Annotated in this window: 12 protein-coding genes and 1 pseudogene; 4 read left to right on the forward strand and 9 right to left on the reverse strand. The window is 39.1% G+C overall.

Annotation, left to right across the window (positions count from 1 at the left end; translation table 11 throughout):
• Positions 1-12: 12 nt before the first annotated feature.
• Positions 13-1,110, reverse strand: a complete 1,098-nt coding sequence (locus CZ225_RS05100; protein WP_077153216.1) for an ROK family protein — start codon at positions 1,108-1,110, stop codon at positions 13-15.
• A 40-nt stretch (positions 1,111-1,150) separates the two neighbouring features.
• Positions 1,151-2,881 (reverse strand): class I mannose-6-phosphate isomerase, encoded by a 1,731-nt coding sequence (locus CZ225_RS05105; RefSeq protein WP_077155698.1) that lies wholly within the window; start codon positions 2,879-2,881, stop codon positions 1,151-1,153.
• A gap of 141 nt (positions 2,882-3,022) precedes the next feature.
• On the opposite strand from CZ225_RS05105, the gene CZ225_RS05110 reads away from it, so the two are divergent.
• Positions 3,023-3,751 (forward strand): GntR family transcriptional regulator, encoded by a 729-nt coding sequence (locus tag CZ225_RS05110; RefSeq protein WP_077153217.1) that lies wholly within the window; start codon positions 3,023-3,025, stop codon positions 3,749-3,751.
• A gap of 104 nt (positions 3,752-3,855) precedes the next feature.
• On the opposite strand, the gene CZ225_RS05115 is transcribed toward CZ225_RS05110, so the two are convergent.
• From CZ225_RS05115 to CZ225_RS05125, 3 genes are all read right to left on the reverse strand, one after another.
• Positions 3,856-6,981 carry a GH92 family glycosyl hydrolase gene (locus tag CZ225_RS05115; RefSeq protein ID WP_077153218.1) on the reverse strand — a complete coding sequence of 1,042 codons (3,126 nt, stop codon included), beginning with the start codon at positions 6,979-6,981 and terminating at the stop codon, positions 3,856-3,858.
• 732 nt (positions 6,982-7,713) lie between these two features.
• Positions 7,714-8,379, reverse strand: coding sequence for a DUF1349 domain-containing protein (locus tag CZ225_RS05120; protein ID WP_077153219.1), 666 nt, complete (start codon positions 8,377-8,379; stop codon positions 7,714-7,716).
• Between the two features lie 83 nt (positions 8,380-8,462).
• Positions 8,463-9,155, reverse strand: a complete 693-nt coding sequence (locus CZ225_RS05125) for an HAD family hydrolase (RefSeq protein WP_077153220.1) — start codon at positions 9,153-9,155, stop codon at positions 8,463-8,465.
• Positions 9,156-9,340: 185 nt separating this feature from the next.
• Here CZ225_RS05125 and CZ225_RS05130 point away from each other — a divergent pair, with 185 nt between their 5' ends.
• Together CZ225_RS05130 and CZ225_RS05135 are read left to right on the forward strand one after the other, a co-directional pair.
• The gene (locus CZ225_RS05130; protein ID WP_077153221.1) at positions 9,341-10,405 is read left to right on the forward strand and encodes a DUF2027 domain-containing protein; all 1,065 of its coding nucleotides are present in this window, start codon (positions 9,341-9,343) and stop codon (positions 10,403-10,405) included.
• 38 nt (positions 10,406-10,443) lie between these two features.
• The gene (locus tag CZ225_RS05135) at positions 10,444-12,738 is read left to right on the forward strand and encodes an alpha-L-rhamnosidase-related protein (RefSeq protein WP_077153222.1); all 2,295 of its coding nucleotides are present in this window, start codon (positions 10,444-10,446) and stop codon (positions 12,736-12,738) included.
• Positions 12,739-12,742: 4 nt separating this feature from the next.
• Here the strand turns inward: CZ225_RS05135 and CZ225_RS05140 are convergent, their stop codons facing one another.
• The 4 genes and pseudogenes from CZ225_RS05140 to hemW form a co-directional block, all read right to left on the reverse strand.
• Positions 12,743-13,351, reverse strand: a complete 609-nt coding sequence (locus tag CZ225_RS05140; protein ID WP_025074037.1) for a LysO family transporter — start codon at positions 13,349-13,351, stop codon at positions 12,743-12,745.
• Positions 13,348-13,635: a LysO family transporter gene (locus tag CZ225_RS05145; RefSeq protein WP_077153223.1), complete on the reverse strand. Its 288-nt coding sequence runs from the start codon at positions 13,633-13,635 to the stop codon at positions 13,348-13,350. The genes CZ225_RS05140 and CZ225_RS05145 overlap by 4 nt, the downstream gene beginning before the upstream one ends.
• Before the next feature lie 126 nt (positions 13,636-13,761).
• A pseudogene (locus CZ225_RS24215) lies at positions 13,762-14,007 on the reverse strand (RNA polymerase sigma-70 factor); the annotation flags it as partial.
• Between the two features lie 21 nt (positions 14,008-14,028).
• Positions 14,029-15,162, reverse strand: coding sequence for a radical SAM family heme chaperone HemW (gene hemW, locus CZ225_RS05155; RefSeq protein WP_077155699.1), 1,134 nt, complete (start codon positions 15,160-15,162; stop codon positions 14,029-14,031).
• A 418-nt stretch (positions 15,163-15,580) separates the two neighbouring features.
• On the opposite strand from hemW, the gene CZ225_RS05160 reads away from it, so the two are divergent.
• Positions 15,581-16,888, forward strand: coding sequence for a Gfo/Idh/MocA family protein (locus CZ225_RS05160; protein ID WP_077153224.1), 1,308 nt, complete (start codon positions 15,581-15,583; stop codon positions 16,886-16,888).
• Positions 16,889-17,003: the final 115 nt, after the last annotated feature.

The following is a 17,003-nucleotide window of genomic DNA, read 5'->3' on the forward strand; positions in this document are numbered from 1 at the left end:
AAAACTGAAGATCTATGTTTCCAGTTGGGACAGGGCAAAAGTATAAGCTCCCAAAGCTACAGCTTTATTCGTTCCTAATGAAGAAACTGCGATACCTACTTTTTTATGGTTGGCATAAATGACTTGTTTCTTAGAAAATGGAATATTCACTATCGTATTTTTCTCTTTCAGGAAGTTCTTCCTACCTTCTTCCTCTGTCAAATTGAATACTTCCATTTGTAAGCAGGGAAAAGAGGCTTCGGCAAATGTGTGAATCTGTCTTTGCATTTCTTTCATCATACTTGGAAGAATGTATTTGGCTGCTCCGGCTATTCCTCCTCCAATGACGACTAAACCGTCTACAATATTCAGTGCCTGAATGATAGCATGACCCGCCATTTCTCCTAATTCATAGAAACTGTTGATAGCAGCTTGCTGATTTCCCTTTTTTGTTCCTTCGGCAATATCAAAAATATCTTTAGGAGTCAGTGAGGAAGCATCTTCTCCGCTAACCTCTTGATATACTCGTCTGACGGCACGAATGCTGACACTTTCTTCCGTTATCATCTCCGGATATTTCTTATTCCGCATGATCCAAACGTCACCACCGCAACCGTTATCTCCGGTTAGTAATCGATTGTCAATGACCACTCCGGCACCGAATCCTGTACCTAATGTTATTCCTAATAGATTCTTGTATATTTTGTTACTTCCCGCAGCTTTCAAGAGTTTATTTATTTCGGGAAGAGTGCCTGACAAAGCTTCACCGTAAGCAAACAAGTTGCCATCATTATTAATAAAAACAGGAATACCGAATTGCTCCTCCAAATAGGGACCAAGTGCTACTCCCCCTCTGAATGCAGGGAAATTGGGCAAATCACCTATAATCCCATGCTCGTAATCAGCGGGTCCGGGAAAAGCAAAACTTATGGCTACCGGAAGTTTGGGTAATCGCTTTTCTACTTCCAGAAATCCCTCTACAAGCACAGACAGGCAATGCTCCAAGTTGTCGGATACTGCCGGTAAGCAAATAGAATCTATTATTTCGCGACAACCTTGCATTGCCGAAAACACGAAGTTGGTTCCTCCGGCATCAAGGGTCATTACAATTCGTTCGTCATGTTCATACATAGGTCTCAGGATATTAGATTAATGTGTCTGTTAGTTATTATTAAAAACGTACGTAGGCTTTCAATGTTATACATTCTTTTCCGGCAGATTTACCATAAGGACTGATCGTATACTCTTTGATTCCGGCAGGTATGATGAAAGTCTCGGCATAATGTACCACAAAAGGTTCAAAATTATGAGTCGGACTTTCAACTACCACTTCTTCTCCTTCAAGCAGGTTCAGCACGTTTACACTGTCATTCGTGTGATGCAATACTGACGATGAGAAGCGGTGGCGGCGGGTTTCGATAAATTCATTCGGATGTAAGCCGGTACGTTCTTCTACCCAACCGTTTCCTGATGCAACTTCTTCAAATTGATTACGAAGGTGCTGATATACATATTCCGTATTTCGGTCCCAATTGATGACGTGTTTTCCTCGTTCTATGTTAATAGGACGTGGTTTACCGTCTAAACCCAAACGTTGCCAATCCCATAATTTGAAAGTAAAAAGATTGGGTGTCGAACTTATTTCAAGTACCATGCTGTTTGCACCGGAGCAATGTATCGTGCCTCCCGGGATTAAGAAATGATCATGCTTCTTTGCGGGAATCTTGTTGATGTATTTTTCAGTATCAAAAATCTGTTCTCCCTTTTGAGCTGTACGTAGATCATTAATCATGGCTTCTTTATCTACTCCTTCTTTTACTCCCAGATAAACCACTGCGTCTTCTCCGGCATCTAACAGGTAATAGCTTTCGTCCTGAGTATAATACATGCCGAAACTTTCACGAATAAACTGTGTAGTTGGATGTACCTGTAGGCTTAAATTACCTCCTTGCATCGTATCTAAAAAGTCGAAACGAATAGGGAAGTCTTTGCCAAATCGTGATTCTACGGGTTCACCCAATAATTCTTTGCTTTTCAGCAGAACTAAGTCAATAGAAGGTAATTCAAATCGTACACCATTTATTTCAAAGTAAAGACTGTTTTCCTCCGGTACACAGTCGAAACACCAACCAAAGTTCTTGCGCTCACGATCTAAGTCACAAACCTCTTTCATCCACTGACCGCCCCAAGGAGCCGGATCGAAGAAAGGAACTACCCGAAACGGTGTTTTTATTGTTGCCTCTATTCCTTTAAAGAAAGTTTCCCGATCAATCATTTTCGGTGATCCGGCTATATGAGTATCGATCCAATAATCTATCCTGCTAAATAAACTATCTTTATAGCTGTCGCAAACTCTCCAATCATTAAAATATCCTCTTTTATATTGTAAGGAAACCATTTCGGTCCGGTTGTCCACTCCTAAAGCCATTACCTCATGGCGTCGGAAACGTTGCTGTATTTCCCAGCGCGCCATATCTGCATAAATAATTAGCGCATCTTGGGGAGCCACTAAAGAAGCCCCCGTTCCAATGATTAGCATAGTGCCTTCGAATTCATTGACTTCCTGCTGGGCTTTTGCTAATTTGTCTGCATCAAAATAATCTTGTAATTTCAGATTAGTCACGTACCCAAACAGTACATCTTCTGTCATGAAGCGTTCGGTCATTGCGAGAATTTCTTGTTCCGGTTTCATTAAACCTCGCACGTTGATTACTTTTTCGGAGAAAACTTTCTTAAAAGCTTCCATCACTTCTTCTTCATATACTCCCGTATACATGTCAATCGCCAGGACCTTTTTCCCGTTCATTTTTTCTTTTAAAATGGTAATGATAGTATCCCACCCTTGCGCAATCATTCCTGTTATCTTTGTAGAAGGATATTTATCATAATTAGGTTTTCTCATGTTTACTTCTATTTGAGATTTTGTATGTTCATACATATATAGTATTGTGCAAATATAAAGGTTTTATTTTTATTCTCTACAATACTTGGAACTTTTTTTGATAAGTCTTATATTTGCTGAGAAATAAACTGCTTTAAAGTAATGAAGTTAGATCATAATAGTGATAAACCTCTTCATATTCAGGCTGAAGAAATCTTGAGAGGATTTATAGAGTCTGAAGAATATAAGAATGGGAAGTTACTTCCCAATGAAGTTGATTTGTCTAAACAATTGCATATTTCAAGAAATACATTGCGGCAAGCTATCAATAAGCTTGTGTTCGAAGGACTTTTAGTACGAAAGAAAGGATTTGGTACTAAGGTAGTCAAAAAAGGTATTGTAGGTGGAGTGAAAAATTGGCTTAGTTTCTCTCAAGAGATGAAGATGTTAGGAATTGAAATTCGTAACTTTGAATTACATGTCAGTTTAAAAAGACCTACTGAAGAGATTAGTACTTTCTTCCATTTAGATGATAATTCTGACGCACGCTGCGTAGTGATGGAGCGGGTAAGAGGAAGAAAAGAATATCCATTTGTATATTTTATCTCTTATTTCAATCCTGCTATTCCTTTGACAGGGGAAGAAGATTATACTCGTCCTTTGTACGAAATGCTGGAGAATCAATATCAAATAGTAGTAAAGACCAGTAAGGAGGAAATCTCTGCAAGGCTTGCCGGAGAGTTTATTGCAGAAAAATTAGAAATTGAGTCTAGCGATCCTATATTGATAAGGAAAAGATTTGTGTATGATGTGAACAACGTTCCTATTGAATATAACATCGGCTATTATCGGGCGGATAGTTTCACTTATACAATCGAGGCGGAAAGATAGATTGTGATAAATATGATTTAGATGATAATTGTGGGACTGATTAGAAAGTAATCTGATTCACTTTTTAGTCAGTCCCGACGTTTCTTAGATTTGAGTTCTACTTTTCATAGGGTAACTCCCCATGTCTTATTAGGTGTGTCGCCCATTTCTAAAATTAATTCTCCTCCTTTCAGTAACTCAGAGGCAGGGAAATAGAAACTTTCCAGAGGTTGTCCATTTAGTGTCGCACTTTGAACATATTTGTTCTTTCTTGATGCATTCTTTGCTGTAACTGTAAACTTATCTCCTCGTCCATAGAGTCCTTTTAGGTTAATAACGGTCTTTTCAAATAGCGGGCTTGCTATTTCATAAATAGGATCCACTCTGCAACCTCCATCTGTTTGGAATAAGCCGATAGCGGCCATTACAAACCATGCACTCATCTGTCCTTGATCTTCATCGCCCAGATAGGCATTGGCGATACCGTATCCATAATATCGGTCAATTACAGAACGACTCCACTTTTGAGTTAGCCAAGGTTTTCCTGCCCAATTGAATAAAAAAGCAAAATGCATCGATTGTTGGTTACCTTGAACTACCGGATAATCCCAATATTGGTCATTAGGAGCATTATATCTCCATGGCTCGCTGGCTGAAAAGCCCCAATTCAATCGTTCCACGAACTTGTCTTGTCCTACCAATTTGACTAAAGCGGGCATGTCTTGAGGTACAAAGAAACTTAGTTGCCATGCATTCCCTTCGACATAGTGGCCATTTCGTCCCGACTTAAAAGGATCGAAATCGGATGTATAATTTCCGAGTGTATCTCTCATATGTGCATATCCGCTTGCCGGATTCATTGCATTTTTCCACCAGGTTCCTCGTTCGCTAAAAGTTTGGTACTCTTTATATTTACCTAATGATTTAGCCAATTGCCCGACTGTCCAGTCATCGTACGAATACTCTAAAGTATTAGAAAAACGTCCTTTTTCGATTGGGACATAATGATATTGGAGATAAGGGATCAGATCTCTGTTTCCTGCAAAACCACCTGCAACATGAGTGGCAGGAGTTGTCTGCATCTTCTTGACTGCTTCAAAAGCTTTATTCACATCGTAATCCCTGATCCCCATTTGATAGGTGGAAACAATTAGAGGAATCTCATGCTCTGCTACCATGACAGGAATATATTTCATGCCTGCCGGTCCCTTGGCTAACCAACCATTTGTGTCATACAGAGCCAATTGAGAGTTCACCCATCTGGAAGACCATTCGGGTGTCAGTAAATTCCAGACTTGATTTAAATTCCAAAAGGTATTCCAAAAAGCATCGCATCCTAAAGCGCGGTGTTCCGGATTGCTTAGTTTCTGCACTTTTTTGTCTGCTGACATCCACTCTCCGTTCACGTCACTCCAGATATTCCTGCAAAAAGCTCGATACACATTTGTATAAAACCGTACCTTTTCCAAACGATCATTGGTTGTAATCTGTACCCGACCCAGAATATTGTTCCATACTTGTTTCTGGTTTTGTACGATTGCATCAAAGTTCCAATCGAATTTATTGGATATTTCTTCCTTTAAATTCTCCGAGGCATTGGCTATGCTTACTAAAGAGATCCCTGTACGGGCTTGGACAATCGGATGTCTCTGGGTATCAAACTCGACGTATAATCCTGCATATTTTAAATCTTTTCCTTCAATGACGTCAGAGTCAAGCACTTTGTCTTCCATCCAACCGCCGACCTTCTTAATAGGAGTGTCAAACTCTATCACAAAATTAACTCTATAGTCCTGATCCGCATCATTGCTCCATACATGAGGGCGGGGAGACAGTTGATGACTGTACCCTTCGATTCGATAATCACTGACCTTGTTTATTTTAATATCTACTAATTGATAATCATATTCCGTAGGAATTTGAAGATCAATCATTACACGTCCGTCTTGTTCTTTGGGAAAAGTGTACTTCTGAAAAGAAGCTCTGGTAGTTGCCGTACTTTCTACCCATATCTTCGTATCCGTCAGATAGACTTTATAATATCCCAGAGGAGCTTCTTCTGTTCTTTTGTCGATACGTGAACGATAGCCCTCGTCCGGTCTTAATTCATTGCCCACTCTGATTTGCAGTTCACCATTAGTAGGCATCATACCCAGTCCTCCCATTGTCCACTCATGTATGTGGCTGAAACATCCAATCGTTTCAAAAGTAGGTTGATACCCGGCTTGCCATCCTGCATTTTGATTATCCGGACTTAATTTTACCATACTGAAAGGCATCCAAGGGCCGGGGGCGATCATCCAACGTGAATGCCCTGTTCCCATTTTGGTATCTACATAATCAGCATAGGAATGCAATGCTTGAGGAGTACGTATAATGGTGCCGGATTGTAATAATTCATTGTCCGCCCATATCTTATAAGTACTTTTTTTAGATTGATGTACTGCCGGCATAGGAGCTTCAAATTGATAACGAGCGGTGTCCATGACAGAGGAAAATATCTCAACGTTATCAACTTCTACTTTAAGCCTGGGGCTTCCAGTCAAATGTTCGACATCAACTAACAACGGTTGAAATCTGTTTCCATCATTTTCTATTTCATAATTAGCAGCGTAGATATCACGAAGAAATGCTTTTGCGCTCGTTTTACCTAATGTTGCCTGATTGGGACCCATTAGTTGTATTTGGTCAAATACAATCCAACCACCCTCTAAGACAGAGATAACAATGGAATTCCCTCCTTTTTTTAATAGTTTATCTTCAAGCGGAAAGTTTAAAGTTGTTTTCTTGGCATTTTGTACGTCCCCTTCTAATACTTCTTTGGGACCACCTTCGATTACAAACCTTTTACTTACGGAATTAACTGTCACTTTTACAACTGCTCCTAATGGGCTTGCTCCCAATAAATCTATGACTAGATTCCAATCTTTAGATTTAGAAGGATTTTCAAGATTAAAAAGGATCGTTGTATCATGTGTTCGCCAGCCTGATGTGCCTCCTGTTCCTCCCCACTGATCCGCAGGTCCGGGCAGTACATACGAAAATTCCTTTTCTACCTTTGAAGTTCCTATTAAAAAATAGCGATCTTCGTATCCGAAGTCATTGGCCAGAAACTTTGTGTAATCTGAGGGACCTAATGCTAATTCAGCTGATGAACCATCTTTTTCTCCTATCTGCCATATTATTTTATCTGCTATAATATATAATGTAGGAAATATCGTTAGCAATAATGAAAAAAGTAGTCGTTTCATATAGATGTGTTTTTAGTTTGTTCAGACATATTGCAAAAGTATAAAAAAAACTGTGTAAACTTTGATATATAATGTGGAAAATATTGCTGGCAATAATGAAAAAATAATCGTTTTATATAGATGTGTTCTGTGTTTGTTCATACATTTTTTGGATAAAGTATAAAAGTAGGTATATCATAATCTAAACTTTAAACATTTACTTACTGTTTATGAACAGTAAATACATTCCTTGTTCAATGGATCTTATTAGTACCTGTTTATATAAGTATTAATAGAAAAGTTGCTTTCCATTAGAGACAAACTTTCTTTCCTCTAATGGTAAACTTTCTTTTTGCCTTTACAAAACTATAAACGTAAGTTTTGTTTTTATAAATGCAAGTTGCATTTATAAAAACGCAAGTTTCGTTTATATAATCAAAACTTGCAATTATAGATTTGTTCTAAGCAAGAAAAACTTCTCTATAGAGAGAAAGTAAGTTTATGATTAGTAGAGAAGAACTTATCTATTAATGAATTGGGCGAGAGATAAGGTTATTGTGAAATGTGATAAAGAATCGTCCGATTAAGGAATTACCGAATTGGGGCTAGTGAATAGATGGACGCAGATGTGAAGGGAAGCCTTCACCCTCTAATGACTAAGAATAAAGGGGTGTGAAGAGGTGAAGGACTTTTTGTCTATAATAGGAATTCCAGATGTTATTCCGGAATTCCTTTCTAAAAGATTATCAGTTCTTATTTATTTTGCTGTCTTTTAGCCCATTCCAATCTTCGTTGGTCAGGTAGTTGAGTTACTTTGAACTCTTCAAATGTAGCAGTAAATCCATTTCCGTCGGGGCAAGCACCCATTAATCCGACCATTACGGGGCAGTTATCTTGTAACCAGCAGGTGCGCATCATAATATATTCTTTGTCATCACGTGAAAAGAAGATTTCTACTGCGTCTAACTTCCGGACTGCTTTGATCCAAATAGAACGTGGGGCATCCGGTAATTGTACTACACTCCAATCACTGGTGTGATGTGTTACTACAGCACTCACATTCTGTTTACCGTTTACGTATTCTACACCTGCCTTAATCCAGTTCTCATGATCGATGCGTAACATTAATCCCATTTGATCGAAGGTAGTCACATAGTTCCCGGTGATTTTTACTTTTGCTTCAAATTCTCCTCCATAGGTAGCATAATAAAAAGGACCGTCATCAACAGTGAATCCATAATGTGAAATTCTCCAGAAGTCGGTTTTTGCCGGAACATCCATTACCAATGTTTTACCGTCTTTAATTTCCCATTGTTGAGGCTCATTCAGCCAGTTCATTTTATCCAAACTTTGTGCCATAGTCGAAGTGGTGACCGTCAATAAAGCAATTGACAGTAATTTGAGTTTTAAATGTTTCATGTATGTTTCTTATTTGTTTATCTTTGTGGGGGCAAAGATAAGTTATATGTACTATTCCAACTTCTCATATCAATGTTTGTTTGCTAGAACAAGGATAGCAGTTCACCGAAACGTTTTATCTGTTTCAGATGTTCATGCGTAAAAGTATCCACTATTTCGTGTTTCCACATCACCTCGAAGGGAATATGAACTCCGTATCCTCCCAAAGATAATACAGGCTGAATATCTGATTTAAGAGAGTTGCCAATCATAACAAATTCGGAAGGATCTATTTGTAGAATCTTTAATAACCGAAGATATTCTTTCTCTGTTTTATCAGACATTACTTCAATATGGTCAAAGTAAGAAGATAATTCAGAACGTTCCAACTTATTTTCTTGATCCAATAAATCCCCTTTTGTTGCGACAACTAGTTTATATTTACCTTTTCCTTTCAAAACTTCTAATGTTTTCTTGACTTCTGGCAATAATTCAATTGGCATTTCTAATAATGACTTACCCAAATTAATTATTTTCTCGATATCACAAGCTGAAATTCTTTGTTTGCTAACAAGCAGTGCAGTTTCAATCATTGAAATTGTAAATGCTTTCGCACCATATCCCAAGTATTTTAGATTCTTCATTTCAGTTTGGAATAAGGCTGATGATATCTCTGGTGAAGTACCATAAGAATCCAATAAGGTTGTATATTGTTTTTCTACTTCTTGAAAAAAGGGCTCGTTACTCCATAATGTGTCGTCTGCATCGAAAGCAATCACTTTGATAGAATTTTTCATTGTTTCTGTTATTGTTTTGTAGTTACTCAAATGGAAACGTTTGTACTAATGGGGCAAAGTTAGAGAAAAATAATAAATAAAAATGGATTTCTTGTTTTTGGAATTGATTTCGGTAGCATTTTCATAGAAATGCTCTATCTTTGTTACTCATTATTAATTTGAACTTTAATAGGAGATATATAACGATGAAAATAGGAGATAAAGTACGCTTTCTTAGTGAAGTAGGTGGGGGAGTCGTAACAGGATTCAAAGGCAAAGATTTCGTTTTAGTAGAAGATGCAGACGGATTTGATATCCCGATGCCGATACGTGAGTGTGTAGTAATTGAAACAGATGATTATAATATAAAGCGTAAGCCAAGCACGTCGGTCCCGAAACATGAAGAACCTGCGAAACCTGTGAAACCGGAAATGCCTATGGTACAACGCCAACCGGAAGTACGTGGCGGAGATACATTAAATGTATTGCTTGCTTATGTGCCCGAGGATGCAAAGTCAATGATGACTACCCCCTTTGAGACATATCTGGTAAATGATAGCAATTATTATTTGTATTACACGTATATGAGTGCGGAAGGGACAGCCTGGAAAACCCGTTCGCATGGATTGATTGAACCGAATACAAAATTGTTGCTGGAAGAATTTACTAAAGATATATTAAATGAAATGGAACATGTAGCAGTTCAGTTTATTGCTTTTAAAGACAGCAAACCTGCGGCAATCAAACCTGCTGTGAATGTGGAGTTGAGAATTGATACGGTGAAGTTTTATAAGTTGCATACATTCAGTCCTTCTGACTTTTTTGAAGAACCTGCGCTAATTTACGATATAGTCAAAGGCGATATGCCGGCTAAACAGGTATATGTATCGGCGGAAGAACTTCAAACGGTTTTATTGCAAAAAAAATCTATTGATAAACCTAAGTCACAGCCTGTCGTAAAGCCAAACCGGGGACATGATGGAAAAAGTGGAATAATTGAGATCGATCTTCATATCGATTCGTTGCTGGATGATATTACAGGAATGAGTAACAGCGAAATATTGAATTATCAACTGGATAAATTTCGTGAAGTGATGGAGGCATATAAGAATAAGCGTGAGCAAAAGATAGTCTTTATACATGGTAAAGGAGATGGAGTACTTCGGAAAGCAGTGCTTGATGAACTGAAGCGGAAATATAGTAGTTGTCGTTATCAGGATGCTTCTTTTCAGGAATATGGATTTGGTGCTACAATGGTGACTATTAAATAAACACAAGTTTTTGCCTTATTAATAATACTGTGAATTGCATGAGAAGAAATAGATTACTGAAGCGGTTGGCTCTAGTAGCTTTGGAAGTATTTTCTATATCATTATCAGCTATGGCTGGTAACAAACCATCCGGCCTGATGACCGACTTGATAGAACATACCGACCGTACCTGGAACAATGGATATGTTTCCAGTCTTCCGGTTTGGAAGCTTGATTCTGCTATTGAATCACTTCAATATGCTGCTATTCGTTCAATGTATCCTGCCTTTTCATGGATCGTTCCGGGAGAAGCACAGAATACACATCAAATTGCTTATCGACTGATTGTTGCGGATAATCTGTCCGATGCAACTTCCGGAAAGGGGAATGTGTGGGATAGTGGTGAAGTAAAGAACGGACAGTCGGTTGCTGTTTTATATGGAGGTGAAGCTCTGAGACCTGATAAGACTTATTTCTGGCGAGTGAAGACTGTGACAGATACAGAAGGGGAGAGTGAATGGTCGGGAGTGAAAGCTTTCCGCACTGCCGGGAGCTTATCCGAATATGCGACAGCCTACTATCCACAGGTAAAAACAATGGAATCTCCGGCTGCTGTGAAAAATCTCTCCACTAATGCGTGTCTGGTTGATTTTGGAACTGATGCTTTCGCCCAATTGGTTTTAACGTTTACGTCAGTGAACGAGTCTGATTCGGTAACTATACATTTGGGAGAGTGTTTGGAAAACGGGCATGTACTGCGTAATCCGGGACAATCGACCATTCGATATCGGCGTTGCCAGTTAGGATTACTGAAAGGAACTCATACTTATCGGATTAAAATAGAAAAGGATGGCAGAAATACTGGAAAGGCGGCAGTGTTGATGCAGGAATATATCGGTGAAGTATTACCATTCCGGTATTGTGAAATTGAGGGATACAATGAGTCTCAATCACCTGTTTCTATCGTTCGTGAAGTGGTGCACTATCCGTTTGACGAGACGGCTTCTTCTTTCCGTTCTTCTGATGATATCTTAAATCAGGTATGGAAACTATGTAAATATTCTATTCGTGCAACCTCATTTGCCGGAATCTATGTGGATGGAGATCGTGAACGAATCCCTTATGAAGCAGATGCATTGATTAATCAGCTTTGCCATTATGGTGTGGATCGAGAGTATTCGATGGCACGCCGTTCGCATGAATATCTGTTACAGCATCCTACTTGGCCTACCGAATGGATTCTTCAGGCTGTGTTGATTGCTTGGCAGGACTATCTGTATACAGGAGACTGCCGTTCGCTCAAAGCCAGCTATGAACAACTGAAACCTCGACTCCTGTTGTCACTCCGTGAAAAGAATGGGCTGATAAGTACAAGTACCGGATTGCAAACTCCGGAGTTTATTTCATCCATTCGTATGAATGGGCAGATTAGAGACATTGTGGATTGGCCTCATACCAAGCCGGACAGTAAACTATGGGATGTAATGGGAGAGTCGGACGGATTTGTTTTCACTGATTATAATGCAGTAACGAATGCTTATCATTATGAAGCTTTAAGATTGATGGGGCAGATAGCAGACGTTCTGGAAAAGTCGGAGGATGCTGAATTGTATACTTCGGAAGCAAAGAATTTCAGGAAGTTGTTTATCCGTTCATTCTTTAATACGAGCAAAGGATATTTTATGGATGGGCTCTCGGCAGATACAGACCATGCTTCATTACATGGCAATATGTTTCCGCTAGCTTTCGGTCTGGTGCCGAAAGGAAAAGAACAGGGAGTAATTAATTTCATCCGCACTAGGGGAATGGCGTGTAGCGTTTATGGTTCACAATTTCTAATGGATGCCTTATACAAAGCAAATGATGCGGAATATGCATTACAAATGCTGACCAAGACAGATGATAGAAGTTGGTATAATATGATTCGTGTCGGTTCTACTATATCCTTGGAAGCCTGGGATAATAAATATAAGACGAATCAGGATTGGAATCATGCCTGGGGAGCAGCTCCAGCCAATATCATTCCACGTCATCTGATGGGGGTGGAACCATTAACGCCCGGTTTTGGAACAGTTCGTATCAAACCTCAATTGGGATCATTAGAGTGGGCGGAGGCAACTGTTCCAACCATTCGTGGAAAGGTCCGGATAGCTGTCAAAAATAAGAGTGAAGAGTATTCTCTAAAAGTCTCTATTCCGGCTAATATGGATGCCGAGGTTTATTTGCCACTTCCTTCCGGTAAATATAAAGTTATGATGAACGGAACTCCGGTAAAGGCTACTCGAGTGAAGGGAGAACCATATTTGTCTGTTGGAAAGATTGGTTCCGGTACTTATTCTTTCTTAATAAATTGATTATTCAGAATGATACAGAGCAAAAGAATGTTACCAGAAAGGGTACGCTAAAGTCTACAATGAAACCATGAAAGATGGAAATGATGACAAATTCCTGTCCTGAATAACGGGTGATAATGGGAAGTGTTGTATCCATGGTGGTGGCTCCTCCCACAGATATAGGAGCTAGTTTACCGAAGTATTTCACTAATAAAGGTGCACCTAACAAGGCTATTATTTCACGCATAATATTAGAAAGGAGTGCGATCGTTCCTAATTCCGCTCCTTTGTATTCGGTAATAAAGATACTGGATAGTGAATAGTATCCAAATCCGGCTCCTACAGCCATACAATCTAAAGGAGTACGCTGACTCATGAAAAATCCTGCAACGGCACAACCGGCCAATGTTCCTAGTATAGTTATAATGGGCAGAAAAACTAGGCGAGGATTCAATGACCGGAAACTTTTCAATGTTTTCGGGTCATTACCGATACTGATACCTACACAAAACATCAATCCGCAAAGAGCATAATAACTGAGATTGCTATCAGAGAAATTGAACGGAATGAGATGATAGAGACCGCAAAGAGTACCTATGATGAAAAAGGATACAATGATTAGGCTGCCTTTCATGCTTTTTCCTCCTTATTTCTGTTCCTTATGTATAATAGGTACCAAAGTCCCCATGCTAATAAAGTACTGCCGATAACTGCAGCCAAAGTTATGGTCAGTGCTTCAAGCCCCAACGTATGTAACCCATTCATGATGGCTTTGTTGTCTCCTACGTCTATCCCGAGTAGGAAGAGCAACAGCCATATCAGAAAGGTAATAATCTTGTGTATCCATGTCAGCCGTTTGCTACGTAGCAGGTAGCCGATAAGCATACCTGACAGCATGATTCCTATAATAATGAACATAATTTCTTGCTTTTGGCTGCAAAGATAATATTAATATCGTCTCCAATAATCCGGGAAGCGGATCGTTTTGCTTACTTCAGTACTACTGTTTTTGTACTAATCCCTAGCTCTTCCGCTACCTGTGCATAACTTTGCTTTTTTGACTAGGATAAAACAGTAATCTTCGATATTTCTCACCTCGAGTAAAGTACTACGTTGTTTCCAAAGTTTCAGAAATACATCGAGTACAATTTCCTGCGACCATTCTTCCCTTTTTACATAGTAATAAGCTATACGGAAGAGCCGATCGTATGTTATAAAAACCGCGGAAAACACTTTGTGAGTTCTGCTCCTTTGTTTGCGTAATAACTTTCTGACTTCTGATCCGATCATCCGTGATTCTTTTTATAGGGTTTATTCTTCGACAAAAAGCAAATCTCTCATAATGCTGTCGGATATGAAAATTCCCTCTCGGGTGAGGCGTAAAGTGTTGTCTCGTTCAGATAACTTTCCACTTTTTACATAAGGAACAGCCATTTTCCGGCAGTAATTCAAGAACTCCGGACCGTATTCTTGTTCGAGCTTGTCTAATGGTATGCCCCACATGGTGCGGATGGAAGTAATGACTAGTTCATTGTAAGCAGTGGCTTTATCACGTACTTCGGTTTCGAAACGTCGTGCTTCTTTTTCTATCCCTTCTATATAATCATTGATGGAGGCTACGTTCCATTCACGTGTGTGCCCATTGAAAGAATGTGCTGACGGACCGCATCCCAAATAGGGGATACCTTTCCAATAAGAAGTATTGTGGCGGGAATACTTCCCCGGCTGGCAAAAGTTGGATATTTCATAATGTTCATATCCCGCAGTTTTCAACCGGTCTATCAAAATAGAGAAGAAGTTTACACTACTTTCTTCGTCTACTTCCTGCACTTGATGTTGCTGCAACATAATATATATAGGTGTACCTTCTTCATAAGTCAGGTGATAGGCAGAAATATGCTCTGGTTGTAGGTCGATGGCTTGTTGTAAGTCATGTTCCCATTGTCCGGCTGTTTCACCAGGCAGACCGTAAATTAGGTCAATGCTTATATTCTTAAATCCTGCTTCGCGACTTCTCTTTACTGCTTCTATGGCTTGAGAAGCACTGTGTCGTCGTTTAAGTAGTTTGAGAGTTGATTCATTGAATGTCTGTATCCCCATGCTGATACGATTGAAAGGAAAAGAAGCAAGTATTTGAAGATAATCGTTGGATAGGTCGTCGGGATTGGCTTCCAATGTAATTTCTTTGCAGTTGCCGATGTCGTAATGTGTACGGATAGTATTGAATATCAGCTGAAAATTATCTTCTTCCAGTTGTGAAGGTGTTCCTCCACCGAAGTAGATCGTTTCTATTGGCTCTCCTTTCAGGTATTCTTTTCGCATTTCCAATTCATGACAAAGTGCCTTTACATAGCTCGTTCTGAGTTCATTATGCGTAGTTGAGTAAAAATCACAGTAAATACACCGGGTTTTGCAGAAAGGAATGTGGAGATAGATACCTGCCATATGAATCAGTTGGTTAATGTGGTTGGCAAATTTAGATAAATATTCCGATACTTGCAAACAATAAACTGCCATTAGAGGAAAGGTCTGGAACATTGAAATTCGTCTTGGCTCTTTTGTTACTGGATATTCTTTAAAAAATAATAGAAATGCGATCGGGTTAATTCAAAACGATGCAAGAATAAATCGTATATATGGTAGTTGTTAATGTCTTGGAAACAGGTTATATAATCAAAAAAATACCAGATACACTTGTGAGGGTTCGGTAAATTATCTAATTTTGCGTTTATGATTAAGAACCATTGCTATCATTTTGGGGCTCAGTTATTTGTTTGACAATTGCTAGTTTGCAAGCAATTATTATAAGAGCCTGTTATTTTCAAACTCTTTTTATTTAAGTGAAACTTTAGATAATAATATTATGACTACACGACGTGAATTCCTAAAAAAGATGGGAGTGATGACAGCTTCCGGTCTGGTTATTCCATCTATTTTAACTGATAACAGTTTGTTTGCCCGGACTGTTGCTGCTAACGATCAAGTAAATGTTGCATTAATCGGCTGTAGAAGTATGGGTTGGGCCGATCTGAATGATTTTCTGATTCATCCCGAGATCAATTGTATTGCCTTATGTGATATAGACAGAGGCATTCTGGAAAATAGAGCCTCGGAATTAGTGAAGAGAACCAACAAAAAGCCCGAACTTTATGGTGATTATCGTAAACTGCTGGATAGAAAAGATATAGATGCGGTTATTATAGGCACACCTGACCATTGGCATTGTTTGCAATTAGTGGATGCTTGTTCTGCCGGGAAAGATGTTTATGTAGAAAAACCGCTAGCGAATTCAATTGCCGAATGTGATGTGATGGTTGCCGCTGCCAAAAAATACAACCGGGTGGTGCAAGTGGGTCAACAACAACGTAGTGGAAATCATTGGCACGAAATGAAAAGTTATATTGACAGTGGAAAACTGGGCAAAATAGCTAAAGTAAATGTTTGGGCTAATTTTGGTTACGCAGCAATTCTCGATTCAGTTCCTGATTCTTCGGTTCCTGCGGGAATAGATTTTGAAACATGGCTCGGACCGGCACCTCAACGAACTTTTAATGAAAAGAGATTTCATGGCTCCTGGAGAATGTTCTGGGATTATGGTGGCGGATTGTTGACAGACTGGGGAGTACATCTGATAGATATGGCTTTATGGGGCATGAATGTGAAAGGTATGCCTAAACGAGTATTAAGTTCCGGTGGAAATTTTGCTTTCCCAAACAACTATGCAGAAACATTTGATACGATGTCCGTCATTTACGAATACGATGATTTCACTATTCAATGGAGCAATGTAACTGTGGAAATGGGACCTTATGGCAGAAATTATGGAGTTGAATTTGTCGGAACAAACGGTACGTTGGTTGCTAATCGCGAAAGTTGGGAAGTGTATCCATTCCAAAATAGAATAGAGGCAGTTAAAAGTATGCCCAATTATCAAGACCACAAGGACCATGTCACCAACTTCTTAGATTGTATGAAGAAACGTGAAATGAATACAGCTTGTACCATTGAAAATGGTAGCCTTTGTGCAAAATATGCTCATTTAGGAAATATATCCGCAAGGGTTAAATCGGCTCTTGTGTATGATGACGTAAAGAAGTCCTTTAATAATAATGAAGCTAATAAACTCATTAAGCCGGATTATCGTAAACCATGGAGGTTTCCTAAATTATAGGAGATTGTGACTGATGTATATCATAAATAAGATTGAATAGCACTTGTGTAGCTTGCTGATAATAAGGGCCGTCTTGATGATATGGAAGGGAAATGATGATAGTATGTTACATAAC

It is taken from the genome of Bacteroides bouchesdurhonensis, assembly GCF_900155865.1.
In the GTDB taxonomy this organism is placed as follows: domain Bacteria; phylum Bacteroidota; class Bacteroidia; order Bacteroidales; family Bacteroidaceae; genus Bacteroides; species Bacteroides bouchesdurhonensis.